Raw genomic sequence first — 24254 nt, 5'->3', positions numbered from 1 at the left:
GCTTATCCCTCCATAATGAGAAGTTGTGGGTCATTTAACAAACGTTTAACCAAGTTAAGCGCGTTTTGTGCTGTAGCACCATCGATGAGACGGTGGTCGAAGCTGAATGAAAGAGCAAGTACTGGTGCTGCAACGATTTCGCCGTTTTTGACGACCGCTTTTTCAGCGATACGACCAATACCGAGGATTGCAACTTCTGGGTGGTTGATGACAGGTGTGAACCATTGTCCGCCAGCAGAACCGATGTTCGTGATTGTGATCGATCCGCCTTTCATTTCGTCACCAGAAAGTTTACCGTCACGTGCTTTACCAGCAAGATCATTAATGTTATCTGCTAATCCGAAGATTGATTTACGGTCTGCATCTTTGACGACAGGTACAACAAGACCGTTGTCTGTGTCTGCTGCGATACCGATGTTGAAGTAGTTTTTGTAAACGACTTCTTCGTTCACATCGTCAATTGATGCGTTGATTGCAGGGTATTTCTTAGCCGCTGCTGTCAATGCTTTCACAACGAATGGAAGATACGTTAATTTCGTACCTTGTGCTGCCGCAACTTCTTTGAAGTTTTTACGGAGTGCAACAAGATTCGTAACATCGACTTCATCCATCAATGTAACGTGTGGTGCTGTATGTTTCGAGTTGACCATTGCTTTCGAAATCGCTTTACGGATTCCTTTGATCTTCTCGCGTGTTTCAAGCTCAGGTTGAGCTGCAACATACGGTTTCACTTCAGACTTAGATGCTGAAGCTTGTGCTGCCGGTGCTTTTTCTTCTGCTGCTGGTGCAGTTGAAGCTTGTCCACCGTTTGCAAATGCATCAATGTCTTCTTTGACAACGCGACCGTTGTCACCAGAACCTTGAACTTCACGGATATCGACACCTTTTTCACGTGCATATTTACGCACTGAAGGCATTGCGATGACGCGTTCTGATTTATGGATTTGAACTTCGTTTGGTTTGTCTTCGACTTTTTTGTCTGTGTCTTGGACGTCTTTCGCATTGTCTGCTGCTTTAGGTTGCTCTGGTGCTTCTTCTTCAGAAGGAGCTGAACCTTCGCCTTCCACATCAAACGTGATCAATACGTCACCAACGACGGCTACGACACCCTCGTCGACTTTTACTTCTTTGACTGTGCCATCAACTGGTGATGGAATTTCAACGACTGCTTTATCGTTTTGTACTTCAAGAAGAATGTCATCCTCTTTGACTGTGTCGCCTGCTTTAACGAACCACTTTACGATTTCACCTTCGTGAATACCCTCACCGATATCCGGTAATTTGAATTCAAATAAACCCATTTGAATTGGCCTCCTTTTATTTCACTCTTCTGGTCAATTGTTATCTTTAAAACGGAAGCAAGGAGAGAATTACCTCTCTCCTCTTTTTCCGGTTCACTCTTAGAAATTGTAAACAGTTTTCACTTTTTCAACGATATCTTTGTGGTCCGGAAGCCACGCATCTTCACCTTGTGCGAATGGGAAGATTGTGTCAGGTGCCGTGACACGAAGAATTGGTGCTTCGAGGTCAAGAATTGCGCGCTCTTGGATTTCAGTTGCGACCATTGCAGCCACACCTGCTTGTTTTTGAGCTTCTTGAACAACGACAACACGGTTCGTTTTCTTAACTGATTCAACGATTGTATCGATGTCAATCGGGCTGATTGTCATCAAGTCGATGATTTCAACGCTGATGTTTTCCTTTTCAAGCTCTTCAGCAGCTTTCAATGATGCGTGAACCATTGCACCGTACGTTACGATTGTAACGTCAGTACCTTCACGTTTGATGTCTGCTTTTCCGAGTTCGATCGTGTAGTCGCCCTCTGGCACTTCACCGCGGAATGAACGGTACAGTTTCATGTGCTCAAGGAAAACGACTGGGTCGTTATCACGGATTGATGCAATCAAAAGACCTTTTGCATCATACGGAGTTGAAGGGATGACGACTTTAAGTCCTGGTGACTGAGCCATTAATCCTTCCAGGTTATCTGCATGAAGCTCAGGTGTTTTAACACCGCCACCGAATGGTGAACGGATTGTTACAGGTGCACTGTACGTGCCGCCTGAACGGTAACGTAAACGTGCGAGTTGTGCTGCTACAGAATCAAATACTTCGAATACGAAACCGAAGAATTGGATTTCCATGATTGGACGGAAACCAGTTAAGCTGAATCCGACTGCAAGACCACCAATACCAGACTCGGCAAGTGGTGTATCGAAGACGCGGTCTTCGCCTAATTCGTCTTGAAGACCTTCTGTCGCACGGAATACCCCACCGTTTTTACCGACGTCTTCACCGAACAAGAGAACTTGCTCGTCGCGTTTCATCTCGACGCGCATTGCGTCAGTGATCGCTTGGATCATCGTCATTTGTGCCATGGGTTATTTCGACTCCTTTGCTGTATACTCATCAAGCTGCTCTTGCAGGTTTTGTGGTAACTTTTCAGCCATCACGTTGATGAAGTCTGTTACTTTTTGTTTTGGTTCTTTATCCGCTTGAGCGAGTGCTTCTTTTACATCCGCTTTCGCTTGTTCGATGACTTCGTTTTCTTTGTCTTCGTTCCAAAGACCTTTTGTTTCCATGAATGCACGGAAACGAACGAGTGGATCTTGTGCTTGATACTCATCGTCCATATCTTTTGTACGGTAACGTGTTGGGTCATCTCCAGCAAGTGTATGCGGTCCGTAACGATATGTGAGTGTTTCGATCAATGTCGGTACACCGTTCAGTGCTTCAACACGAGCTTGTTTTGTTGCTGCGTAGACGGCAAGAACATCCATTCCGTCAACTTGAATTCCGTTGATACCCGCTGCAACAGCTTTTTGAGCGATTGTTTTCGCCATCGATTGTTTTTCAACCGGTGTCGAAATCGCAAAGCGGTTGTTTTGGACAACGAAGATCGCAGGTGCTTTGAATGCTCCGGCAAAGTTCATACCTTCGTAGAAGTCACCTTGTGATGATCCGCCATCACCTGTGTACGTGATTGCGACTTGTTCTTTTCCACTTTTCTTAAGACCGAGTGCAACACCGGCAGCTTGCACGATTTGTGCGCCGATGATGATTTGCGGCATTAAGACGTTAACACCTTCAGGAATCTTACCGCCTGTAATGTGTCCGCGTGAGAATAAAAATGCTTTGTAAAGCGGGAAACCGTGGAACACCATTTGCGGGATATCACGGTATCCTGGAAGAATCCAGTCATCTTTATCTAAAGCAAATTGTGTTCCGATCATTGACGCTTCTTGTCCAGCGACTGGCGCATAGAAACCAAGACGTCCTTGACGGTTGAGTGAGATTGCACGTTGATCCCAGATACGTGTGTAAACGAGACGACGCATTAATTCCGTAAGTTCTTCATCTGAAAGATCCGGCATAGCGTCTTTGTTGACGACTTCACCTTTTTCATCCAGAATGCGGAATGTTTCAAAGTTTTCTTCCACGTTTTTAAACATGTTTAAGTTCATCTTTTCACCTCATCCTTTCACTGTGCTCAGCGAAATATTCCTCTGACTGATTTGCTCACATACCAATAGTGTTCAAAAAATGAAGTCCCGTATGACCTTTTCTTGAACATATATCTGTGTACCTATCCAGTTGAGTAAACTGTATTAACATGACTAGACACGAAAGCATGTCTTGTTCATTACGTTACAAGTATAAAACTGTAACACCCATAAAATCAAAGGAAATGTTTTATTTTTTTTAGCGGATGTTCTTGTGAATGACATCACATTCAAAGAACGGCTTTACTTCTGTACTATTCATCATTTCACAACTGTGTTAGTTATTAATATTCCTCCTTTGATATGCTATAATTTTTCTAGATGAAAGGGGTGTTGTTCATGATTACCATGAATGAGATCGTTCGAGAAGATGTTCCTTCGCTTCACGAACGCTCTGTCGATGTTACCTTCCCCCTCAGTGAGGAAGATAAAGAAACGATGCGTCTGATGATGGAGTATCTTGCCAATAGTCAGGACGACGAGTTAGCTGAAAAATATGATTTACGTAGCGGAATCGGGCTGGCGGCTCCCCAAATCGGAGTCAACAAACGGATGTTTGCCATTCGTCTGCAAGACGGAGATGATATTCTCGAGTTCGGGATCTACAATCCTAAAATCGTCAGTCATTCCGTTGAACAAACATATCTTGCCGGCGGTGAAGGTTGTTTGTCCGTTGACCGGGAAGTCGAAGGCCATGTACCGCGCTATATGCGTATTACCCTGTCTGGCATCGATCATAACGGAAATCCTGTAAAATTAAGATTAAAAGGATTAAAAGCAGTCGTCTGCCAACACGAATATGATCATTTGGACGGCATCATGTTTTACGATCGAATCGATCCGAAAGAGCCGTTCAAGGACTATGGTTCATCACTTTAATAAGAAACAACAAAAAGGGCATTTCCAATATACGGAAATGCCCTTTTTATTTATACTTCCATGATGATCGGCATGATCATTGGGTGACGTTGAGTTTTTTCAGTCAAGTACGGTGTCAATGTATCATTGATGACTTGCTTGATATCCGTCCATTTGGTGTTTCGATTTGCCAAAGATTGCTCAAGTGAACGCTTCAACAAGCGTTCCGCATCCTTGATCAAGTTACCTGATTCACGCATGTAGACGAATCCGCGTGAAATGATATCCGGCCCTGAAACAAGACGATTGGTTTTAGAATCAAGTGTCACGACGACGACGACGAGACCTTCTTCCGAAAGAATCCGTCGGTCACGCAGGACGATATTCCCAATATCTCCAATTCCTTTTCCATCTACATAGACGGCATTCGCTTGGATTTTACCGGTAATGGCGGCTGCATTGGCATCAAGTGCCAAGACTTCACCGTTATCCATGACGAAACAGTTTTCTTCTGGTACACCGGCGTCCATTGCAAGCGACATGTGTTTTTTCAACATCCGGTACTCTCCGTGAATCGGCATGAAGTATTTCGGTTGCAAGAGACGGAGCATCAGCAATTGTTCTTGTTGACTACCGTGACCTGATGTATGGATGTCATTTAACTTGCCATACATGACATCTGCACCAGCTTTGTACAATTGATTGATTGTTTTTCCAACGGAAACAACGTTTCCTGGAATCGGAGAAGACGAGAAGATGACTAAATCATCCGGAATGATTGAAATCTGACGGTGTGTCCCGTTGGCGATCCGGCTAAGGGCTGCCATAGGCTCTCCTTGTGAACCCGTACAAAGAATTGTCAGTTCGTTCGATTTGTATCGTTTCATCTCGTTCGGTTCGATGATTGTCCCTTTTGGTGCTTTGATAAAATCAAGCTCCTGTCCAATCATCATGACCTTATCCATGCTTCGTCCGAAGACAACGATTTTACGCCCTGCTTCGACCGATGCATTGACGACTTGTTGCAGTCGATAGATGTTCGAGGCGAATGTCGCAAAGATAATCCGACCTTCTGCTTTGCGGAAGATGTTAGAAATCGTATCTCCGACGACACGTTCACTCATCGTAAATCCTTCAATCTCGGCATTCGTCGAGTCAGACAGCAGACAGAGAACACCTTCCTTGCCGAGTTCCGCCATTTTCGTTAAATCAGCAGGTTCTCCGACTGGTGTGAAATCGAATTTAAAATCGCCGGTATGGACGATGTTGCCTTGCGGTGTCTTGACGACGACGCCAAACGAGTTTGGAATCGAGTGTGTCGTCCGGAAAAACGAAATGCTCGTCTTACGGAATTTGATGATCGAATCCTCGTCAATCTCATGTAACTCGGCCGTCCGTAATAAACCGTGTTCTTCGAGTTTTACTTTAATGAGACCAAGTGCAATTTTCCCAGCATAGATTGGTAAGTTGACTTGTTTGAGTAAAAATGGCAGTCCCCCGATGTGGTCTTCGTGACCGTGGGTGATGAAGACACCTTTTACCTTGTCTTTGTTTTTGATCAAATACGTGTAATCCGGAATGACGTAATCAATCCCAAGTAATTCATCTTCCGGGAACATGACACCGGCGTCGATGACGATGATCTCATCTTGAAATTGAACGACGTACGTGTTCTTCCCGATTTCTCCTAAGCCACCGAGTGCGAAAACGGCTGCTTGATGGTTTTTAACGAACTTCATGCGAACGTTTCAACCTTATAATCCGGGCTTAGTTTTTCATATTCCAGGAATTCGCCGCTTAACTCACGGATGAATTCGACATTGATCTCTTTGATGAGGTGATCAATCGCTGTTCGCACTTCACGAATGTTCTCTCCCTCAACATACATCACTTCTGTCCGTTCCCGTACCGGGGCTTCCGAACGAAGCGGTTGATAAAATACTTTAAAAATCATGTTTAGCAACTCCTTATCAGTCCATTGTTTTTTGTCCTTAGATTAGTATACACGATATCCTACTATTTTTTCATCCTATTCCTAATCCAAGGTCGGCGTAAACGTTAACGCTATGCTATAATTCCACATGTATCCGGCTGAACAGCCAATTAAAAAGAGAAGGTGAAACCATGGCAAATCAGAAAGTCGTCTTTTTCGATATCGATGGAACCTTACTTCACGATGGTCATTTTGTTCCCGAGTCGACCAAACAGGCAATTAAACAATTACAAGCGAATGGTGTTTATGTAGCCATCGCGACCGGGCGTGGTCCGGCGATGTTATCCGGTGTGCGCGAACTGCTCAACATCGATACGATCATTGGTTACAATGGTCAAATCGTCGTTCATCAAAACGAAGTCATTTACAGACGTCCGCAACCGATTGCAGATCTCAAGCATTTGACCGCTCGAGCACATAAAAATGGTCATACACTTGTCTATTTAGGTGAAACACAAGGCTTTTCAACCAAGCCATCAGATCAGTTAGTCCAAGAATCACTTGGTGAACTGGATATTCCATTGCCGGTCTTTAATGATCAGGCGTTTACGACACATGACGTCTTCCAAACGCTTGTCTATTGTACCGCTGAAGAAGAAGCCGAGTACACTCAAAATTACCAAGCCTTCGACTTCATCCGCTGGCATCCGAATGCGATGGATGTCATCAATGTCGGTTCATCAAAAGCGGATGGCATCAAACAATTCCTGAAGCTGACGAATATCCGGCGCGAAGATACGTTTGCATTCGGAGACGCGTTGAATGATTTAGAAATGTTACGTTATGTCGGAACCGGTATCGCGATGGGAAATGGTCTTGCTGAAACAAAAGCAGCCGCTGATTTCGTCACCAAACACATTCTAGAAGACGGCATCGAACACGGTCTGAAAGAATTCCAACTCATTTAGTACCCAAAAGGCCGAGGGAATGACTCCTCAGCCTTTTTAGATATTAATTTTTCACTTTATGGATGGCGCGTTCCAAACGATCCAAGTCATCATTTTCGCCAATGACGACAAGATAATCCCCTTTTTCAATCAATTCATCTGCTTGTAATGAAATCATGACGGTTTCGCCCCGCTTGATCGCGACGACGTTTGCACCGTACTTACTACGTAAGTCCAGGTCGATCAATGTTTGATTTGCCATCCGATCACTGACTTTGATTTCGACGATCGAGAATTCTTGTGACAAATCGAGATAATCTAAAATATTCGAACTCATCAACCCATTCGCAATCCGGACCCCCATATCCCGTTCAGGGTGAACGATGAAGTCGGCCCCAATCTTTCGTAATACCTTTTCATGATAATCATTCGTCGCCTTCACGGTAATCGATTGGACACCAAGTTCTTTTAAAATTAAAGTCGTCAAAATCGACGCTTGAATGTTTTCACCAATCGCAACGATGACATGGTCAAAATTGCGAATCCCAAGGCTCTTTAAGACGTTCTCATCCGTCGTATCCGCAATGACAGAATGCGTCGCAATCCCCATATATTCGTTGACACGTTCTTCATCCGAATCAATCGCTAAAACGTCATATCCATTTTTTGATAGTTCCCGGACAATCGAACCTCCGAACCGACCTAAACCAATTACTGCGAACTCTCCATTCATGTTCAACTCTCCTTCACAATTCTGCTTCAGTAGTAGTGTACCCGATTCACTTCTAAATTACTATGAACGCTTTTATAATGCGGTTTTCAGTTTTTAATCCTTGAAATGAACGACAAATCCGCTCAAAAAAAGGGACTGACTTTCGAGTCAGCCCCGGATTTGTTAAGAAATATACATTTCACTTATTTTGCTTTTTTCCCACTGACATAATCATTATCAAACAGGAACAACCGTAAGATCAAATACAATGCAGGAATCAATAACATCAATCCGAAGATAAAGACGACAACAAGTGCCGTTGCCATCGTTTCGTTAACGACCGCTTTATTGATGTCGATGTACGGATAAAGAATGTAAGGAAGGTGTGTATATCCGTATCCGAACCAGGCAACGCCATACTGAGCCATAACAGCGATAAAGGCGATACCGTAGTTTTTCTTCAGGTAAACAAGTGTGACCGCGACGCAGAAGAAGAGGAAACTTGCTGCGAACCACCACCAATTGCCGTTTAAGATGTTTTCATAATGCCACGCCGCCTGATTTTTTAGACCAAAGAAGACTAACGCACAGACAACAATCGTTGGAATACTCCAGAACAATGCCCATTTACGAATCAATGGTGTTGCATTCTCGTCCTTTGCTTTATCCGCATAGAACAACAGGAACATCGCACTGATATAGAGGACGGATACGATTGCAAGCGCGACGACCGTCCAAGAATAGAAGTTTGTGAACAGCTTCGTCCCAAGGAATTCGACTGTCTCATTCGTTTTACGAATGAATCCACCTTGACTGATTGTCAATGTCGTGGACATTGCTGCCGGAATCAATAGTCCTGTTGCTCCATATAAGAAAGTATAGAACATGCTGTCATTTGAGCCGTAGTTGGCAAATGCGTAAAAGCTACCGCGAATCGCAATTAATACTAAGACGATTGAGGCTGGAACAAGTAAAGCTGTCCCGTAATAATAAGCCGTATCCGGAAAGAATCCGACGAGTCCGACGAAGAAGAAGACGAAGAAGACGTTCGTCACTTCCCAGACCGGCGAAAGATAACGGAGAATCAAACGGTTCGTCAGATGATCCCGTTTCGTATATTTTGAATAAAACGCGTAAAAACCGGCACCGAAGTCAATTGAGGCAACGATGAGATATCCATAAAGGAACGTCCAAAGTACGGTTATTCCAAGTGTTTGAATGTCCAACTCGTTCCCTCCTTATTTATTGTCGTCCGCAAACATCGCTTCACCACGTGTATGATGATCATCTGCGAGTTCTTTGCCGACAGGGTTATTTTTAAACATCCGGAGCAAGACGACTGTACAAATCGTTCCGAGCAACAGATAAAGTAAACTGAACAAAATCAACATCGGTCCGACAGCGGTCGAAGTGGTAGCCGCATCAGCCGTTCTCATAATACCATAGAGCGTCCACGGTTGACGTCCGATTTCCGCATACATCCACCCCGCTTCGATCGAAACGATGGCGAGCGGTCCACCGATGAAAATACCGCGCAGTAACCACTTATTGTACGGATTCAACTTTTTGAGTCGGAATGCCAAGATGAACAAGGCTGAAATCGCAGCCAGGTACATACCGATCGATACCATGATATCGAAGAAATAGTGGACAAACAGTGGTGCTTGGTCCTCTTTGGCGAATTCATTTAACCCGATGACTTCTGTATCCGGTGCTCCCCCTGCGAGAATGGATAAAGCATACGGAATCTTGACGGCACCTTTGATTTCATAACTGCCGTCCGCCTGTTCATCCAAGATTCCACCGAAAATCAACTCGGCTTCACTTGTCGTTTCAAAATGCCATTCTGCTGCTGCTAATTTTTCCGGTTGGTATTTCGCCAGGTATTTCCCGGAGAAGTCTCCAACTAAAGCTGTTGAGAAAGCAAAGATTAATCCGGCCATGACAGTTAAGCGAAGGGCTTTTTTATGATATGCCGTTTCTGCTGCCGACAAAGTTTTCTTCCGTAACAGATGGAAGGCCGCAATCGCTGCCAAGATGAAGGCAACCGTCAAGTAAGCGGATACGATGACGTGCGTTGCTTTTGTTGGTGTCGCCGTATTAAACATCGCTTTCAACGGTTCGATTTGCGTGAGTGTCCCGTTGACGATTTTAAATCCTTCTGGTGAGTTCATGAAAGAGTTGACCGTCGTGATGAAGAAGGCAGATAATGTCGCTCCAATGACGACTGGAATCCCGATCAACCAATGCAACCATGGATTTTTAAATCGATCCCATGTGTACAGGTAAATTCCGAGGAAAATCGCTTCAAAGAAAAAGGCGAAAGTTTCCATAAATAACGGTAATGCGATTGTTTGACCAGCTACTTGCATCAATGATGGCCATAAAAGCGACAATTGTAACCCAATCGCTGTTCCTGTTACGACACCTACCGCTACGGTTACGATATAACCACGCGTCCAGCGTCGAGCTAGAAGAATATAGTCTGAATCTTTTCGTTTAATTCCGATGTACTCAGCTGCGAGTACCATCAATGGAACCCCTACCCCAATCGTCGCAAAGATGATGTGGAATGCTAATGTGAGCCCTGTCAATAATCGACTGAGCATGACTGGATCATTGAACATGTGTATAGCCCCCTCTTTCTAGACGTACTTCTATATATTGTTTATATCCGTATCATAGAGAACATAATCATTTGTGTCTGTTTTAAATGTTTGATGTAACAAATTGTTCACATATACTCGTGATTTATTTCACAAAACGTTCGAAAACTGTTCTCTTCTATAAAATGAAAGCCCTTTATCCATTTTTTCATGAATAAAGGGCCGATTGTCACGTCTTTTGTTTAGACGTATTCGCGGAAATAATGATCGAGTAAATTAATGACGAAGGGAATGGCATCTTCATCTGGATTCAAGGTCGGTTGGTGTAATCCAGACGTTGCATTATTCACACCAAGCCAAAACATCATGCCAGGAATTTCTTTTAACATGAAGCCAAAATCTTCGCCTGTCATTGCAGCATCGCACTCAATATAATTCGCATTCATTTTGACGAAAGACGAAAATTTATCGACGACTCGTTGATCGTTAACGACTTCATAATACCGATTCCCGAACTGCAAATCGATTTTTACACCGAATGAAGCTTCGATGCCGCGTACGATATCCCGCACACGTTGCTCTAATTTTTCCATGTCTGTTCCGTTAAGCGCCCGCATCGTTCCGTCGAGTAGCGCCCGACCGGCAATGACATTCTCCCGGATTCCCGCTTCCACTTTTCCGATTGTAATGACACTGCAGTTCATTGGATTGATTGAACGACTGACAATCGTCTGAAGCTGCATGATCAATGCCGCCTGGGCAACAACCGTATCAATCGTCAAATGCGGAAAGGCCGCATGACCGCTCTGTCCATAAATCGTGATATGAACTTCCCGGGCACTCGCAAACAAGACACCTGGCCGGCTTGCAATCGTCCCGACCGGATATTCCGGCGCGACATGCAGACCATACATCTCGCTCGGACGATACTTTTCAAACAGCGGGCTTTTAATCATCGGTTCTGCCCCACCCGGTCCTTCTTCAGCCGGTTGGAACAGGAAGACGACATCATCCATGACAGGCAATTCGACAATCCGGCGTAACAGACCTAAGGCGATCGATGCGTGAACATCATGACCACAGGCGTGCATGAAGCCGGGATGCTCAGAACCAAACGGCAACCCCGTTGCTTCTTCGATCGGTAATCCGTCGATGTCTGCCCGATATCCAATCGTCCGGTTCCCGGTTAAGCCTTTCACGCGGACAAATACTCCTGTTTCGAATGTATCATAACTTACCCGTTCTTCCGGGTATGACCGGATTTGATCAAGAATAAAAGCTTGCGTTTTAAACTCCTTAAATCCCGGCTCCGGTATTTTATGAAGTTCTCGGCGCATTTCAATTGCGTATTCCATCTGACTGACTTCCTCCTTCTTCTTTGACGATGTCCCAAAACGCTTGGACTTGTTTTAATTCAAGCATCGACTCTGTCGATAGAATCCATGTGTCCCGCTTTAAAATTTTTCCGGATGATGTTTTGAGTGGAATCTGCATCACTTCGCTCGCTTCATGAATCGTTGATTCGGGTAAGATGGCAAAACCAATCCCGTGAAGCGCCATCTGTTTACACGTCTCAATCTGATCAACGACGAGCGTTCGAGCCGGTGGACTCGAAAAGCGATCCTGCCACCATTCTAAAATCTCTTGATAGTACGTCGAGTCACTTTTGAATTGGATGAAAGGACGTTCTGTCTTCCGAAGCTGCTCGAGTGACGTCAGTTCACTGTCCACGAGATACAACGGATCGGAGAACAGCCGTTCCTTCACGCCTTTCCAATCGGGATTTCCGCGGATGATACCGATATGAAAATGTTCTTCCAGCATATGCCGCATCATTTCACTCGACCACCCTGTGACCAATTGGACACGGACGTGCGGATACCGTTCGACAAACCGTTTCAGGACACGGGGAAGCCAATATTGCCCCATAATGGATGCGACAGCAATCCGAAGTGTACCGTAAACCGCTCCTTCTTCTGCCGTTAACTCACTTTTCAGTTCCAGTTCTTTTCGGTTCATTTCTTTGGCGAGTCCGATAACCTTTTCACCTTGCGGAGTGATACTCAGTCCACGTGATGAACGAATGAACAGCTTTGTTGCCCAGCGCCGCTCGATTGCGACCAAACGTTGGCTGAGAGCAGGTTGCGAGACAAAAAGACGTTCTGCTGCCCGTCTCATGTTCAATTCTTCTGATAACGTAATCAACATTTCCATTTCCGACACTTGCAATGTATGATTCGACTCCTCATGATATAAGATGGCATTAGTTTAACACGTTAGAGAGGAAGGTACATATGTCACGGTATCATTTTATGTTGATCGTCTCAACGGTCGCTACTTTAGGCAGTCTGTATTTCAGTGAGATTCGTGGATTCATCCCTTGTCCGTTATGCTGGTGGCAACGTCTGTTCATGTATACGACCGCCATCTATTTGCTAGTATCCTTATTCCGTAATCGTCCGGTCGATGGATTTTTTCTTCGATTATATACGTTACTCGGGTTTGCGGTCGCAGCCTATCACGTCGTACTCGAGCGCTTACCAGACGGAGAAGCACTCTGCACGAACGGTTGCCTCATCAAGTGGGTCAATTATTTTGGTTTCCTGACGATTCCGATGATGAGTCTGATTGCGTTCACCTTATTGGTCATCCTTGCCTTTTATCCGAAACAAAAAAACGCTCAATGAGCGTTTTTTTTTATTTCCATGCCATCGCTACATTCAACGCGCTCGAGAAGGACAATTCGGATAACTGGCCTTCTCCTTCACACCAATCTCCCACAAACGCGAGTGTCCCATCCTGTTCGCCCTGCATAAAACTAGGTAATCCGCTTTGTCCCATCTTCCATTTGATTTCTTGGACGATGGCGCGCTTCATCGTCCGTTCAACGACCAAACGTTCCTGCCATTCCGGATAATGTTGATCAAGAAGTCGATGAATGTGTTTGACTTTTTCCGCCAAATAATCTGGATTTCCGACTTCCTGATGCGCAAGATATGCAACGACTTGTAAGACCTGACCATTTTTTGGTGCGATACTCGGATCATAATGAGATAAATCAGTCACGAACAGTTGATGGGTGCGATCGTAAACGTATGAGAACGGTGTCTTGAGATATGGACTGATTCCGATATCGTAGACGAGAACTTCCACCGGTTCATATTGGGCAAAAGGTTCGATAAAGGATTGGACAGAAGCAGGCAATGCGAGTTTTCGCATATCACGGGGCGGAAGCGCCAAGACAACCCGGTCAACAGTCCATTCCGTTTTTTTCCGATCACGCAACCGGTACCCTTGTTCTTTTTCTTCAATCGCTGTGATTTTGGTTTTCCGATGAATCATCCCTCCCTGCTCCTGCAGGACACGTTCCAACTCATCGATCAGAACTTGCCATCCGCCGGCGATATACGAAACCGGTTTTCGTGTCCGAAAGAGTTTACGGTAATAGTCAAAATAGACGACTGACGGAATGTTTTCAGGTTCGGTCGTAAAGAAATTACTGGAGGCCAAATCAAGCATCAGGCGGGACACATCTTCCTCGACTTTTTCTTGGACCAACCATTGACCAATCGACAACTCCGGCACTCCCTTTTCAAGACGGAGAACCGTTTTCACAACTTCCCATGTAAAACGAAGTTTATCCGCTCCTCCAATCACTTCTGTTTTTAAGAGACCAATTGCATTGGCCGGAGCAGCAGTTAAATGACCGGAAAATTCATATTTTGCTTTCGTCGAAGAAAAGTCCAGCCAGGTAATCTCTAATTTCAAACTTTTAATGATCGTCTTTAGCACGGAATGATCCCGTCCATATACTGCATGCGCCCCGTAGTTAAACGTATACCCTTTGATGATTTGTGAGGTCGCTCTTCCGCCTAACATCGCTGCATCATACAGCTGAACACGTTTCCCTTGTTTCGCAAGCAAGGCCGCGGCTGATAATCCCGCTAGTCCACCGCCGATGACTGCTATCGATTCCATGCCCTTACCTCCCGTCCGACTCTCTTCATGATTTGTTCTGGTTCTTTTCCCGATTTTCAGACAAAAAAAACGACAGCTGTTTTAGCTGTCGCCTGCAAAAGATTGTTTATTTCCACCAAGTATCCAGTGGTGAGACCGGCATATGGTGTTTATGTCCCACCCGTTTGTACTGACCTTCCAGTTTAGCCTGGCTTTCATCGGAAATCGTTTTACCTTCTAAATAATCATCAATTTCATTGTATGTCATGCCTAGCGCTTGTTCGTCTGGTAACCCCGGTTGGTTGTCTTCTAAGTCGGCTGTCGGAACCTTTTCAATCAATCCTTCAGGTGCCTGTAATTCGCGCAATAATTGTTTTCCTTGACGCTTATTCAGTCCGGTCAACGGCGTTAAATCACACGCTCCGTCGCCGTGTTTCGTGTAAAAACCGGTTACGAATTCAGCTGCATGATCTGTTCCCACGACTAAACAACCGTAGTGGGCTGCTATATCATACTGCACCTTCATTCGTTCCCGTGCTTTTGTATTCCCTTTACTAAAATCGGACAATACGTCTCCCGTTGCTTGTTCAAAAGAAGCCATGGAAGCAGCAACTGCCGGCTTGATGTCCACGCGTAAAGCATGATCCGGACGGATGAATGACAGGGCAAGCTGGGCATCTGATTCGTCTTGTTGTTGACCGTATGGTAGTCGAACAGCATAAAACTGATACTCTCGATTTGTCTCACTGCGTAACTCTTCGACAGCGAATTGACAGAGACGACCGGCTAATGATGAGTCTTGTCCTCCTGAAATACCAAGAACAAGTCCTTTTGCTCCTGTATGCACAAGATAGTCTTTTAAAAATTGAACTCGTTGTTTGATTTCTTCTTCAGCGACGATGACTGGCTTGACCCCAGTCACTTGAATGATCTCCTGTTGCATAAAACCGTCACACTCCTTCAGCTTTTTATCATTGTTTAATTCGAGATTTCACTTTGAGCTTTCCTGTTGGAAGCCGAGGCTCCCTTTACCTGACGGATGGTCATCGCCTCAACTTGAGCCGGTTGACTGGAAGCTGGAAGCTCGATTTTTACTTCGTAACGTTTTGTCTCCAATCCTTTGAACCGCTCTTGTTCGATTGCTTGCGTAAATACCTGCTCTTGCGAAAAAGTATAGAGTACTTTTTGATCCGCATCCTTGATTTTTAATTCGAATCGCTGGGATGTCGGGAATGTCAGGGTCAACGCTTGTTCATTTGGATTTTTTAATTTTACGACAGCTAAGACGACGTTTGGTTCTAATTGTTTTCCGGACACCTTGATTTCAATCGGTTGTTCCGTGTCATCGCCTTGTGTCGTCGATTTCTTTTGTTCCTGCTGGTTACATCCAGCCAACATCAAGGTCAGTACACATAAACAGGATAACCGGATGATCCATTTCAAAACAACGCCCCCTCTCTTCTCTCCTGTCAATTTTAGCACAAAAAAGAGACAGGATAAGGTTCTCCCTCATCCTGCCTCTTTGATTCATCGATTAAGCAACCGGAATGGTCACTGTCATTTTTGATGTAGAAAACAATTGTTCAATCCCCGTCACGAACAATTCATCACAAATGGCATCCGTTGCCGTTGCAGGTGCCACAAGCGTAATTGTGCGGCTATCCATTGTTTCAATCGTTACGAACACACCTGAAGCCGTACGTTCTTTGTATCCTACCGCCAGATCTGTTTCAGCAAAAAGTATCATATCCCCGAATCTCCTTTGTTATGTCAGATGTCAGTCAAACCAGAATAGCTGTTTGAAATCGAATCAGTTATTGTGATTTCACTTTATCAAAACAGGAAAAACATCGGAAAATTCTCGTTCGACATTTCGTGTCAAAACTTTATACCAAAAAATACAACCATTTATTGGAATGTCAAAATAGTTGGTTCATACACCTTTAAAATGGCGTTTTATCAACACATTTCAAAATCATTTCAAAATCATTACAAGATAATATTCATATTTTCCCATATACCTTAGTTAGAAGGGAAAATATACCTAGACAACTTAGTTGTTATTTTGTCGAATGGTTCTTTACACACTGTTATTTTGAGGTTCTTATGAACTTTCACCTGACATTCGATTCATTTGTTGCCAAACCGTACCTAGTGCTTCTTCCCCACTTTCGATCCGCGCCAATGCAAGTTCCGCTTGAAGTGCGACTTCATATTCCTTATCCTGCACTGCTTCCTTTAAACGTGGAATCGATTGTTCCGTTCCGACATCAAATAAAAAGCGGGCAGCCCGCCAACGGACCAGTTTATTTTTATCCGTTAACGCTTCAATCATCATTACTTCCGCCTCTGGCAAGGCCCAGTCGGAAATCGTATCTCCAGCCGTTCGCCGGACACTGCTTGACGGATCGTGTAACGCATTTGTTATATAATCCAACAGTTCCAATCGGTTTTCTTCGAACATTCCGAGTTTGACTACGGCCTGTCTTCTGATTTGCATCTTTTCATCTTGAAGCATTTTCGCGTATGCCGGAATCCATTTCAATTCAATCGGTAATTCATCAAGAGCTGCGAAACGCTGTTTCCAATCTGACGAAGTTAACGCTTGTCCGTCAAATGTGACTTCTTCCCCAGAAGCGATGGTTTTTAAGCGATCAATCCGCTCTGTTGGATACGCGACTTCGATTTCTTGAGCCACTTCTGCCAAACTTTCATCTAAATCCCCATAACGTGGTGCTTGCTCGACCCATCGGCGATCACTGATGACATTTTTAACATAGGGTTGGACGAATAACGCGGCTTCCCGGAACCGGTCAGGTAATCCGTGACGTTTTTCTTCTAATCCTTTGACTCCTTTTAGTTGCATTGGTACACCTAAAATGAATTGAATGAACAGATGAACAGGCTCAAATGCCTCATCCGTCTCATGTTGTTCGACATCGCTGAGCACTTCGCCAAATGACCGGCGAATCTCGATGACTAACGTACGCCAATCATATTTCGGAAACCGTTCAACGGCTAAAAAATCACTGACTTGATAAACCGACTTAATGCCTGGAATCTCTAGTAATTTTGCAACATGATCCGGTGCACCGAATGCATGTTCAAACGTTTGTCCTTTCTCCGAAAACGTTTCATCAACGATGACTTTCATATTATTTGGACTTGGTGTTGGTTCAATTGCTATAATCTTCATCTTTATCCCTCCCATTTTATCATTCAGAAATTCCATGAAAAATGCAACGCATACGCTTTTGTGCATTTTTCGACTATCGATGCAAAAGAAGCAAGAAAGCGCCCACCATGTGGTGAACGCTGATCAGACAGACTGCTCTCAAGATTTTTCCTCTGAGAACACTTCTTCTAAAATCTCACAAAATGCATCCGGTGTCTCAAGCATTCCCATATGACTGCTGTCCGTTGAACGTTTCATAATCCGTTCGTTTTGAGGCGCAAAAGCACTTGCTTCTGAAATTAATGGATCCTTCGTTCCGTGGATAATCACTCCCGGAACATCTGTTTGACTTAAGACCGCTGTCAAATCTCTACGGTCACGCATCGCAGTCAGCGCCCGTATCGCCCCTTCGACAGTCATCATGTAACCAATTTCCTTCGCTTCAGAGACAATCATCGCATCGGTGCCTTCAGCGAATAATCCGGGAACTAATCCGTCAACAAATTCCCGAACACCGATTTCCTGGACCCGGCTGATATTTTGATTTCTTTTTTGTTTGGCTTCGTCCGTATCTGCTTTAGCCGTTGAGTAAACAAGACCAAATCCACTGATTTTTTCCGAATGCGTCTCGACAATCGACGAGACGATATAACCGCCAAACGAGTGGCCAATCAGAATGGGCCGTTCGATTCCTCTTCGTTCCAAATCTTCCATCACCCAGGAGGCAAAGTCCTCGATCGTCTCAGGACCGACTGACTGTCCTTCGTGACCAGGAAGGGCGAGCACAAGCACATCAAAAGATAAACGTAGTTTCGCTTCGACTCGATTAAAATAATCCGTTCCTCCGGCAAATCCATGTAGTAACACAAGTGGTTGTTTCGACATTTGACTAGTCATCCTTTCCATTCCGATGCAAGCATTCGGTAGATCGTTAAATCCATAAATCGTCCATGACTGTAAGCATAATCTTCAAGTAATCCTTCTGCTTGAAAACCAAGTTTCTGAACCAGTGCATTGGACGCGATGTTTTCAGGTGCAACAAGAGCACTGATCCGGTGTAAAGCAAAGTCTTCAAATCCGTGTGTCAAGACTGCACGTGCCGCTTCCGAGGCCACTCCCTGTTGCCAATAGTCTTGGCTGACTTCAAATCCGATTTCCGCCCGGTGATACTGGGTCAACCAATTATGAAATCCGATCGTTCCAATCAGTTGATTCGTTTGTTGATCGGCAATCGCCCATCGAATCGCTTTTCCTTGGGTGAATTGTTCTTTAAAGTAACTGATGACATTTTTTGCTTCATACACCGTGACCAGCGGATCAGAGCCGTAATAATACATGACCTCATCATCCGATAGGATCTTAAATAGATCTCGTGCATCTTTGTTTTCCAATTCTCTCAAGATGAACCGTTCTGTTTTTAGTTCCGGGAATGGTTTTCTTAACCCCCACATGCCCAATCACCTCTTTTTTATATTATGCCCGTTTTCAGAGGGAAATACCCTTTTCGCTTATTAGAAGTTTTGCTACTATTGAAATTATTCATGTCCTGACCACGAAAGGAAGTCGCTTGTTTATGTCCAATTCCCTGCTCTATCTATATGAAGATGCCGAAAACAATCGTTTGACGATGTCCGGCGTCACTTTTGGAGACTTTATCACATCCATTGATTCAAAGAGTCCTCTACTCGTTTCTGGAGCCGCTTTTAAATCTGTCAAACATTCTTCTCGGACCGCCTTTCATTATGTCGAGTCCCATGAAGTAGAACAATTCGTTCAATCGAGTGATGTAGAGCGTTTTCCGCTAAATGCCATCGACATCCGTTCTTCTCATTCTCTCGATATCCTGACAGATGTTGAAATCGCAGAGCTGTTATTTTTAATGCATATGAAACGTGGAATGCCCAGTCCGTTCATGACTGCCGTCGACAATGAATGGGCCTATTTCAGTGAGCACAACGGGACACAAGCAACGGCTTATTTAAAAGATTGGTCAAGTATCGAACAAGTCCTGTCCACATTGATGCAACAAAAAATCCGTCGAGAACTCCGCATCCCGACTGCCTCACCACTTACAGCTGAAATCATCATTAATCTTCGGCAATTGCTGCAAGAAGGAATCTTGATTGATTTCACGCATACACGGCAATCGATGTTCACACGTCAGACGACCATTCCAGTTTATATCGCCGGTCGATATGAAGACATGCATGTATTAAAAGAAGACCTCGAGACCAAAAAGGAATCGATCGTCTTGCGCGGCGAACTGGTTCACCGCAAAAAAAATTGGAGTTTGGAGTTACGGTGATCCCAAGCACATTTAGTACTTGATGACAGGATAGTTTTTTCATATTTTTCAATCGGCAATTTTTGCTCATTTTTTGCTTAATCCTCTATATGACAATATCATTACTGAATCATTTGAATTTTCACATAAATTAAGACTGGTATCTGGTCCAGACTTCGTTATAATGAGGTTAACCTTTTGGAAGTTAGAAGTTGGAACTACTTTTCTTGATGATTTAATTAAGTTTGTATCAACCGAAGGAGGAATTTAGCATGGATCAGTTAAAAGTGAACGGTATCGGTTCATTCACCAAGTTTGCAACGAATGGAAACATCCTGAAATTGAAGGATGCGACGACAGGCGAACTGAAAGTATCTCTGAATGAAGCGAGCTCAATGACTATCTCACCTATTGATGAAGAAACAGGATTATTTATCATCCGTGGTCAGCAACAAGAACCGCTCGTGGAACTGACCCTCCCTCGTCAATCGTGCGAAGTCGTTCACGCTTGGCTCCTCCATAAATTAAGACGACAAAAAAAGAGCCGTTTCATGGCGTCTAGCTAAAACCACTCACTCCTTTACTTTATCAATGCTGCAATGTTCTGCTCACGTAACCGTTAGAGTTCTTCTAACCGGTACGTGGGCTTTTTATTTTCAAACAATGGATACGCATAGTTTAAAATCTGTATAGTTATTAAAAAGCTGCCGTATGAACCAGATGGATTGCCATACTTTTTTAGAGCAATTAGAATCATCCGTCGTCATTTCCCACTGTTTTTCGTCAGTTCATCAATTAGACACGATTCTTTTGATTCTATTGCTGAAAAACAGATTGGCTGGTGATTCCGCTTTCATCGCTATGGTATGATAAAAAAAATGAAATTCTACTGGAGGCGTCGCTTTAATGGATAAGATTGCTTGGATTACCGATAGTATGGCTTTTTTCCCGCCCGGGGAAGCTGAAAAACTCGGAGTCCATGTCGTACCAACAGTCATCATCATCAACGGGGAGCCTTACCGGGAATATGCTGATTTGTCGATTGAACAACTGGATAAAAAAATGCGTGAAAATTCTTCTGTCATCCCGACGACCTCACAACCTTCTTTTGGTGAACTAGTTGAACTTTACGAACGTTTACAGGCAGAGGGCTATGATTATGCCTATGCCGTTCACATCACAAGCGGTTTGAGTGGGACTTATGCCAGCTCTGTCGCCGCGGCAGATGCTGTCGGCTTTAAATTATATGCAATCGACTCTTATACCGGCGCCGCGAATCAACAAAACATGTTGCGTCTTTCAATCGAAATGGCGCAAGCCGGTAAGCAGCCGGAAGAAGTCATGCAGACCTTGGAACAGTTCAAGCATCATTCTCATTTCTATCTGATTATCGGCAACATGGAGACGATGCGCCGAAGTGGACGTGTTTCTAGCAGTCAATTTTTACTGGCCAACATGCTGAACATCAAACCAATCGTTAAGTTTAACGAGGTCGGTAAACTTGTTCCGTTTAAAAAAGTACGTTCCATTAAAAAAGCTTTTCACGAAATGTCATCCGAGATTGCTTCTAAAATCGAACAATTTGGTTTATACAATCGGACGCTTTACATTGGTCATACACTTACGCAATCTTCTGCCGAACAATTACGCGATTTGTTGCAAATCAAGTTGCCGCAGATTTCAATCGAGATTACACAATTCGGACCATCCATTCTGACGCATGCCGGTTCGGAAACGGTTGGTGTGTACTGGTTCGATGATTTGACGATCAATCGATGACTCTCGACTGGAGGCAGCTCCATTAAAACACTTCCGCTTTTCAGGCGGCCTTAAGATGATTCCGATCTCGTATCGGAATCATCTTTTTTTAGAAGTGAATACAACAATCGGACAGAACAAAAAAACCGAACGGGACCTTTTATCAAGTGTCCCCATTCGGGTAGGTGTTATCCATGCTGTGAATCATTCATTTGTTTAAAGACATCGTCAAGCATCGTCGCTTCATCTTCTTGGCGCAAAATCGCCTGATGCGGACAGTTGATTCGTTTTTCCCATGCTTCCGCCGGGTAAACCGTCCAATTAAACTGCTCCACTTCCTCTAAATAACGGAGCACCGTTTCCAGGGAAGGTTCTTCTTCATATTGTCGTAACCAGTTTGCATAACGTTTATCTGGTTTTCCGTCCTTCAGCAAAATCTTGCCGTTCTCAAGAATAGACCATTTCGGCTTCGCATCGATTTGAAACAGCTCCAAATGTCGGAATTCCTCAATCGTACGACTCGTGAATGGAATCAAACCATTCTTTTCAACGAGACGTTTTAATCGCAAATGCGTCCGCATCGTCATGAACCGCTTTTCTTCTCCTACCCGCTCTACTAACAAGGTAGGAACCGCAATCATCTCCATCGTCGTTTCATCAAAAAGTAAACTGTGATCAATATCAATTAATAACATGACCGGTCTCCTTTTGCTTACGTCGCGGTGAAATGAAGGCATAAGACAGACACAAGATGAAGGCAGCGAAACAAAAACCACCGACAACATCCGAGAAGTAATGCACGTTCAAGATAATACGTGACGAACCCATTGCTACAATCAACAGACTAAGAAAAATACCCAAAATAATTTTTCCGGCCCGGTTTAAAAATCGCCAGCTCAGAATCAAAAATCCACCGTACACTGCAAAAGCCATTGAAGAATGACCGCTCGGAAAACTGTAGCCGACTCCGCCAACCAATTCATTAAGTGAAGGACGGTCCCGGACAAAAATCACTTTAGCGACTTGGTTGAGAGCAGCCACTGCCAAAAAACACGACAGATACCATATGCTCCCCACTCGATCTCGCCAAAGGTAATAACTGATTGCGGTTAACAGAACCGTCACCGTCACAGCCCCTACTCCCGATCCTAATTGTGTGAACCAACTGACATAATCAGCCGGTACTTGTTTCGACATGCGATTGGACAATTGAGCGTCAAATAAAAAATAGCCCGTTAATCGGATGGATATGGCGATTCCCAAAAAAATGATGAACGCGATTCCTGAAACGGCTAAAGCTTTTCGATTTAATGTCATCAATACGTCCCTTTCCGTTGCTCAAGTTCTTCTGCCGAGTAATCTTCCTTATCACGTAATCGGTGTGCAAGACGCCCGGACGCATTGGCAGCAATTGCCGCTACGATATCATCCATAAAGGTGTTGACTCGTCCGTCATCGACCTTTGTATCCAGTTCTTTGATAATCCCTATCTTGGCTTTATCCAAATAACCAAATGTCGTTACGGCAATCGAACCATACGTATTGACGGCTCCAATCGCAATCGTTTCGTCGACGCCGAACAATCCTTCATCACTACGAATGATGGATAAAAGCGGTTCAGACAACAGCCCTTTTTCGGCTAAAATATCGAGTTCGGCCCCAACGAGAATCGCGTGTTGCAACTCCCGTTTTTCGAGAACACGTTCCACGGAGCTGACACATGTTTCAAGCGTAAGTTCGATCGTGTATGGTGCTTGCATTTGATACACGATTTCAGCAATTGCGTGAATCGTGACGCCCCGTTCATGCAGCTTATCGATTGCTGCTTGTTTTACTTCTTTAGAATGTGCTTTTTCTTTCATGACAAAATCCACCTCTCTGACAAAGTTCTTCACAAGTATACACGGATTACTACTCTCCCCTCAAACTTCTTTGACATCACACCGATAATCCGTCATGATTATCCTGTAAAGCGTTATCATTTCAGGGGAAAGTAGGGGATTTTCGATGAACATCGGGGTAGTTTTGTTTCCATCGAAACGGATTCAGGATTTTGCGAATTCATACCGAAAACGGTACGATTCCAAGTATGCGTTAATCACACCACACATTACGATGCGAGAACGGATCAGTGTCGATGATGCTGAACTTGATTCCATCGTAGCTGCTCTCAATAAAGTAGCAGAACAAACAAAACCAGTTTCACTTCATGTCCAAGGGGCTCGTTCTTTCCATCCGACGAATAATGTCTTATTTTTAAAAGTCATGCCGACGGATGAATTGGAACAATTACATCAAGCCCTGCACACGGGTGATCTTAGTCACACACCCAAGTATGATTTCTTACCTCACATCACAATCGGTCAGGATTTATCCGATGTCGAATTATTCGACGTTCTCGAACGATTGAAAATGGAAGATATCCGTTTCCAAGAAGATGTCACCAAGATGGCTCTGCTTTATGAACTGGAAAACGGTTCATGGAGTGTGTACGAAACGTTCCGATTTACAGGTCAATAAC

General features: G+C 44.1%; 27 protein-coding genes. 7 read left to right on the top strand and 20 right to left on the bottom strand.

Features of this window, described 5'->3' with window-relative positions:
* Positions 1 to 2: 2 nt before the first annotated feature.
* The 3 genes from P402_RS0106220 to pdhA all read right to left on the bottom strand — a co-directional run bounded on the left by P402_RS0106220 (position 3) and on the right by pdhA (position 3464).
* Positions 3 to 1301 (bottom strand): dihydrolipoamide acetyltransferase family protein, encoded by a 1299-nt coding sequence (locus tag P402_RS0106220; protein WP_026827897.1) that lies wholly within the window; start codon positions 1299 to 1301, stop codon positions 3 to 5.
* Positions 1302 to 1400: 99 nt separating this feature from the next.
* Positions 1401 to 2378 (bottom strand): alpha-ketoacid dehydrogenase subunit beta, encoded by a 978-nt coding sequence (locus P402_RS0106215; RefSeq protein ID WP_026827896.1) that lies wholly within the window; start codon positions 2376 to 2378, stop codon positions 1401 to 1403.
* A 3-nt stretch (positions 2379 to 2381) separates the two neighbouring features.
* Positions 2382 to 3464: a pyruvate dehydrogenase (acetyl-transferring) E1 component subunit alpha gene (gene pdhA / locus P402_RS0106210; protein ID WP_026827895.1), complete on the bottom strand. Its 1083-nt coding sequence runs from the start codon at positions 3462 to 3464 to the stop codon at positions 2382 to 2384.
* A 378-nt stretch (positions 3465 to 3842) separates the two neighbouring features.
* On the opposite strand from pdhA, the gene def reads away from it, so the two are divergent.
* On the top strand, positions 3843 to 4382 hold the full coding sequence (def, locus tag P402_RS0106205) for a peptide deformylase (protein ID WP_026827894.1): 540 nt from the start codon (positions 3843 to 3845) through the stop codon (positions 4380 to 4382).
* A 50-nt stretch (positions 4383 to 4432) separates the two neighbouring features.
* On the opposite strand, the gene rnjA is transcribed toward def, so the two are convergent.
* Both rnjA and P402_RS0106195 read right to left on the bottom strand, forming a co-directional pair.
* Positions 4433 to 6100, bottom strand: a complete 1668-nt coding sequence (gene rnjA / locus P402_RS0106200; RefSeq protein WP_012370883.1) for a ribonuclease J1 — start codon at positions 6098 to 6100, stop codon at positions 4433 to 4435.
* A complete protein-coding gene (locus P402_RS0106195; protein WP_012370884.1) occupies positions 6097 to 6315 on the bottom strand; it encodes a DNA-dependent RNA polymerase subunit epsilon in 219 nt (72 codons plus the stop codon). The genes rnjA and P402_RS0106195 overlap by 4 nt, the downstream gene beginning before the upstream one ends.
* A gap of 170 nt (positions 6316 to 6485) precedes the next feature.
* Here P402_RS0106195 and P402_RS0106190 point away from each other — a divergent pair, with 170 nt between their 5' ends.
* On the top strand, positions 6486 to 7262 hold the full coding sequence (locus P402_RS0106190; RefSeq protein ID WP_026827893.1) for a Cof-type HAD-IIB family hydrolase: 777 nt from the start codon (positions 6486 to 6488) through the stop codon (positions 7260 to 7262).
* Positions 7263 to 7305: 43 nt separating this feature from the next.
* Here the strand turns inward: P402_RS0106190 and P402_RS0106185 are convergent, their stop codons facing one another.
* The 5 genes from P402_RS0106185 to P402_RS0106165 all read right to left on the bottom strand — a co-directional run bounded on the left by P402_RS0106185 (position 7306) and on the right by P402_RS0106165 (position 12788).
* Entirely contained in the window at positions 7306 to 7974 is a 669-nt protein-coding gene (locus P402_RS0106185) for a potassium channel family protein (RefSeq protein ID WP_026827892.1), read from the bottom strand.
* Between the two features lie 182 nt (positions 7975 to 8156).
* Positions 8157 to 9179 (bottom strand): cytochrome d ubiquinol oxidase subunit II, encoded by a 1023-nt coding sequence (locus tag P402_RS0106180; RefSeq protein WP_012370887.1) that lies wholly within the window; start codon positions 9177 to 9179, stop codon positions 8157 to 8159.
* A gap of 12 nt (positions 9180 to 9191) precedes the next feature.
* Complete coding sequence (locus tag P402_RS0106175) at positions 9192 to 10580, bottom strand: cytochrome ubiquinol oxidase subunit I (protein WP_026827891.1); 1389 nt, start codon at positions 10578 to 10580, stop codon at positions 9192 to 9194.
* A gap of 221 nt (positions 10581 to 10801) precedes the next feature.
* The gene (locus tag P402_RS0106170) at positions 10802 to 11914 is read right to left on the bottom strand and encodes an N-acetyldiaminopimelate deacetylase (protein ID WP_026827890.1); all 1113 of its coding nucleotides are present in this window, start codon (positions 11912 to 11914) and stop codon (positions 10802 to 10804) included.
* Entirely contained in the window at positions 11898 to 12788 is an 891-nt protein-coding gene (locus P402_RS0106165) for a LysR family transcriptional regulator (protein ID WP_012370890.1), read from the bottom strand. The genes P402_RS0106170 and P402_RS0106165 overlap by 17 nt, the downstream gene beginning before the upstream one ends.
* Positions 12789 to 12853: 65 nt before the next feature.
* Here P402_RS0106165 and P402_RS0106160 point away from each other — a divergent pair, with 65 nt between their 5' ends.
* Positions 12854 to 13246 (top strand): disulfide bond formation protein B, encoded by a 393-nt coding sequence (locus P402_RS0106160; RefSeq protein ID WP_026827889.1) that lies wholly within the window; start codon positions 12854 to 12856, stop codon positions 13244 to 13246.
* A 10-nt stretch (positions 13247 to 13256) separates the two neighbouring features.
* Here P402_RS0106160 and P402_RS0106155 read toward each other — a convergent pair whose 3' ends face one another.
* From P402_RS0106155 to P402_RS0106125, 7 genes are all read right to left on the bottom strand, one after another.
* On the bottom strand, positions 13257 to 14537 hold the full coding sequence (locus P402_RS0106155) for an FAD-dependent oxidoreductase (RefSeq protein WP_026827888.1): 1281 nt from the start codon (positions 14535 to 14537) through the stop codon (positions 13257 to 13259).
* Between the two features lie 106 nt (positions 14538 to 14643).
* The gene (nadE, locus tag P402_RS0106150; RefSeq protein ID WP_026827887.1) at positions 14644 to 15459 is read right to left on the bottom strand and encodes an ammonia-dependent NAD(+) synthetase; all 816 of its coding nucleotides are present in this window, start codon (positions 15457 to 15459) and stop codon (positions 14644 to 14646) included.
* Positions 15460 to 15494: 35 nt separating this feature from the next.
* A complete protein-coding gene (locus tag P402_RS0106145) occupies positions 15495 to 15959 on the bottom strand; it encodes a BsuPI-related putative proteinase inhibitor (RefSeq protein WP_026827886.1) in 465 nt (154 codons plus the stop codon).
* 91 nt (positions 15960 to 16050) lie between these two features.
* A complete protein-coding gene (locus P402_RS0106140; RefSeq protein ID WP_026827885.1) occupies positions 16051 to 16263 on the bottom strand; it encodes a hypothetical protein in 213 nt (70 codons plus the stop codon).
* Positions 16264 to 16620: 357 nt separating this feature from the next.
* A complete protein-coding gene (locus tag P402_RS0106135) occupies positions 16621 to 17712 on the bottom strand; it encodes a virulence factor (protein ID WP_026827884.1) in 1092 nt (363 codons plus the stop codon).
* Between the two features lie 138 nt (positions 17713 to 17850).
* Positions 17851 to 18576 carry an alpha/beta fold hydrolase gene (locus P402_RS0106130; RefSeq protein ID WP_026827883.1) on the bottom strand — a complete coding sequence of 242 codons (726 nt, stop codon included), beginning with the start codon at positions 18574 to 18576 and terminating at the stop codon, positions 17851 to 17853.
* A gap of 8 nt (positions 18577 to 18584) precedes the next feature.
* Positions 18585 to 19142: a GNAT family N-acetyltransferase gene (locus P402_RS0106125; RefSeq protein ID WP_012370898.1), complete on the bottom strand. Its 558-nt coding sequence runs from the start codon at positions 19140 to 19142 to the stop codon at positions 18585 to 18587.
* Positions 19143 to 19264: 122 nt separating this feature from the next.
* On the opposite strand from P402_RS0106125, the gene P402_RS0106120 reads away from it, so the two are divergent.
* The 3 genes from P402_RS0106120 to P402_RS0106110 all read left to right on the top strand — a co-directional run bounded on the left by P402_RS0106120 (position 19265) and on the right by P402_RS0106110 (position 21754).
* Complete coding sequence (locus P402_RS0106120) at positions 19265 to 19996, top strand: hypothetical protein (RefSeq protein WP_026827882.1); 732 nt, start codon at positions 19265 to 19267, stop codon at positions 19994 to 19996.
* 251 nt (positions 19997 to 20247) lie between these two features.
* Positions 20248 to 20541 carry a hypothetical protein gene (locus tag P402_RS0106115; protein ID WP_012370900.1) on the top strand — a complete coding sequence of 98 codons (294 nt, stop codon included), beginning with the start codon at positions 20248 to 20250 and terminating at the stop codon, positions 20539 to 20541.
* A gap of 340 nt (positions 20542 to 20881) precedes the next feature.
* On the top strand, positions 20882 to 21754 hold the full coding sequence (locus tag P402_RS0106110; protein WP_026827881.1) for a DegV family protein: 873 nt from the start codon (positions 20882 to 20884) through the stop codon (positions 21752 to 21754).
* A gap of 167 nt (positions 21755 to 21921) precedes the next feature.
* Here P402_RS0106110 and P402_RS0106105 read toward each other — a convergent pair whose 3' ends face one another.
* From P402_RS0106105 to P402_RS0106095, 3 genes are read right to left on the bottom strand one after another with little or no spacing between them, the layout of a single operon-like run.
* Positions 21922 to 22428 carry a hypothetical protein gene (locus P402_RS0106105; protein WP_026827880.1) on the bottom strand — a complete coding sequence of 169 codons (507 nt, stop codon included), beginning with the start codon at positions 22426 to 22428 and terminating at the stop codon, positions 21922 to 21924.
* Positions 22415 to 23050 carry a phosphatase PAP2 family protein gene (locus P402_RS16710; RefSeq protein ID WP_051525126.1) on the bottom strand — a complete coding sequence of 212 codons (636 nt, stop codon included), beginning with the start codon at positions 23048 to 23050 and terminating at the stop codon, positions 22415 to 22417. Before P402_RS16710 ends, P402_RS0106105 begins: the two co-directional genes overlap by 14 nt.
* The gene (locus P402_RS0106095) at positions 23050 to 23595 is read right to left on the bottom strand and encodes a phosphatidylglycerophosphatase A family protein (protein ID WP_026827879.1); all 546 of its coding nucleotides are present in this window, start codon (positions 23593 to 23595) and stop codon (positions 23050 to 23052) included. The genes P402_RS16710 and P402_RS0106095 overlap by 1 nt, the downstream gene beginning before the upstream one ends.
* A 145-nt stretch (positions 23596 to 23740) precedes the next feature.
* Here P402_RS0106095 and P402_RS0106090 point away from each other — a divergent pair, with 145 nt between their 5' ends.
* Positions 23741 to 24253, top strand: coding sequence for a YjcG family protein (locus tag P402_RS0106090; protein ID WP_026827878.1), 513 nt, complete (start codon positions 23741 to 23743; stop codon positions 24251 to 24253).
* Position 24254: the final 1 nt, after the last annotated feature.

This window comes from Exiguobacterium sibiricum 7-3 (genome assembly GCF_000620865.1).
In the GTDB taxonomy this organism is placed as follows: domain Bacteria; phylum Bacillota; class Bacilli; order Exiguobacteriales; family Exiguobacteriaceae; genus Exiguobacterium_A; species Exiguobacterium_A sibiricum_A.
This window is presented reverse-complemented; position numbering and strand designations above follow the sequence as displayed.

What these genes read in the sequence shown, in the direction of transcription:
- P402_RS0106220 (WP_026827897.1), bottom strand. Translation starts at nt 1,301, where the DNA reads ATGGGTTTATTTGAATTCAAATTACCGGATATCGGTGAGGGTATTCAC.
- P402_RS0106215 (WP_026827896.1), bottom strand. Translation starts at nt 2,378, where the DNA reads ATGGCACAAATGACGATGATCCAAGCGATCACTGACGCAATGCGCGTC.
- pdhA (WP_026827895.1), bottom strand. Translation starts at nt 3,464, where the DNA reads ATGAACTTAAACATGTTTAAAAACGTGGAAGAAAACTTTGAAACATTC.
- def (WP_026827894.1), top strand. Translation starts at nt 3,843, where the DNA reads ATGATTACCATGAATGAGATCGTTCGAGAAGATGTTCCTTCGCTTCAC.
- rnjA (WP_012370883.1), bottom strand. Translation starts at nt 6,100, where the DNA reads ATGAAGTTCGTTAAAAACCATCAAGCAGCCGTTTTCGCACTCGGTGGC.
- P402_RS0106195 (WP_012370884.1), bottom strand. Translation starts at nt 6,315, where the DNA reads ATGATTTTTAAAGTATTTTATCAACCGCTTCGTTCGGAAGCCCCGGTA.
- P402_RS0106190 (WP_026827893.1), top strand. Translation starts at nt 6,486, where the DNA reads ATGGCAAATCAGAAAGTCGTCTTTTTCGATATCGATGGAACCTTACTT.
- P402_RS0106185 (WP_026827892.1), bottom strand. Translation starts at nt 7,974, where the DNA reads ATGAATGGAGAGTTCGCAGTAATTGGTTTAGGTCGGTTCGGAGGTTCG.
- P402_RS0106175 (WP_026827891.1), bottom strand. Translation starts at nt 10,580, where the DNA reads ATGTTCAATGATCCAGTCATGCTCAGTCGATTATTGACAGGGCTCACA.
- P402_RS0106170 (WP_026827890.1), bottom strand. Translation starts at nt 11,914, where the DNA reads ATGGAATACGCAATTGAAATGCGCCGAGAACTTCATAAAATACCGGAG.
- P402_RS0106160 (WP_026827889.1), top strand. Translation starts at nt 12,854, where the DNA reads ATGTCACGGTATCATTTTATGTTGATCGTCTCAACGGTCGCTACTTTA.
- P402_RS0106155 (WP_026827888.1), bottom strand. Translation starts at nt 14,537, where the DNA reads ATGGAATCGATAGCAGTCATCGGCGGTGGACTAGCGGGATTATCAGCC.
- nadE (WP_026827887.1), bottom strand. Translation starts at nt 15,459, where the DNA reads ATGCAACAGGAGATCATTCAAGTGACTGGGGTCAAGCCAGTCATCGTC.
- P402_RS0106140 (WP_026827885.1), bottom strand. Translation starts at nt 16,263, where the DNA reads ATGATACTTTTTGCTGAAACAGATCTGGCGGTAGGATACAAAGAACGT.
- P402_RS0106135 (WP_026827884.1), bottom strand. Translation starts at nt 17,712, where the DNA reads ATGAAGATTATAGCAATTGAACCAACACCAAGTCCAAATAATATGAAA.
- P402_RS0106130 (WP_026827883.1), bottom strand. Translation starts at nt 18,576, where the DNA reads ATGTCGAAACAACCACTTGTGTTACTACATGGATTTGCCGGAGGAACG.
- P402_RS0106125 (WP_012370898.1), bottom strand. Translation starts at nt 19,142, where the DNA reads ATGTGGGGGTTAAGAAAACCATTCCCGGAACTAAAAACAGAACGGTTC.
- P402_RS0106120 (WP_026827882.1), top strand. Translation starts at nt 19,265, where the DNA reads ATGTCCAATTCCCTGCTCTATCTATATGAAGATGCCGAAAACAATCGT.
- P402_RS0106115 (WP_012370900.1), top strand. Translation starts at nt 20,248, where the DNA reads ATGGATCAGTTAAAAGTGAACGGTATCGGTTCATTCACCAAGTTTGCA.
- P402_RS0106110 (WP_026827881.1), top strand. Translation starts at nt 20,882, where the DNA reads ATGGATAAGATTGCTTGGATTACCGATAGTATGGCTTTTTTCCCGCCC.
- P402_RS0106105 (WP_026827880.1), bottom strand. Translation starts at nt 22,428, where the DNA reads ATGTTATTAATTGATATTGATCACAGTTTACTTTTTGATGAAACGACG.
- P402_RS16710 (WP_051525126.1), bottom strand. Translation starts at nt 23,050, where the DNA reads ATGACATTAAATCGAAAAGCTTTAGCCGTTTCAGGAATCGCGTTCATC.
- P402_RS0106095 (WP_026827879.1), bottom strand. Translation starts at nt 23,595, where the DNA reads ATGAAAGAAAAAGCACATTCTAAAGAAGTAAAACAAGCAGCAATCGAT.
- P402_RS0106090 (WP_026827878.1), top strand. Translation starts at nt 23,741, where the DNA reads ATGAACATCGGGGTAGTTTTGTTTCCATCGAAACGGATTCAGGATTTT.